A 331-nucleotide genomic window follows, 5' to 3' on the forward strand; every position below is an offset into this window, starting at 1 on the left:
TTGTTAGGACGCCTTCAGGAAAAGACGGGACGCGATAAAGAGGAATTAAAGCGCGAGATCGATAGATGGTAACAACCTGAAATACTTAAATAAAAAAACGGCCCCAAAATTTAGGGCCGTTTTTCATTAGCTTTTTTAGCTTTCCGCTATTTCTTCATGATTTCTGAAGACCAGCTCTTCATCAAAAGCATCCAGCAGAATTATGCTGTCTGTATGAACTCTTCCACTTAAGATCTCTTTTGACAGCTTATTGAGCACCTCTTTTTGGATGGTACGTTTTACCGGTCTTGCTCCATATTGAGGATCAAAACCTTTTTTAGCCAGATCTGAG

The 331-nt window shown here is 39.9% G+C and carries 1 protein-coding gene; it reads right to left on the bottom strand.

The window, feature by feature from the left end:
* Positions 1-135 precede the first annotated feature (135 nt).
* Positions 136-331: hypothetical protein (locus HC175_RS21915; protein WP_168139988.1), on the bottom strand; the 196-nt coding region annotated here is incomplete at its 5' end.

This window comes from Salinimicrobium oceani (genome assembly GCF_012037645.1).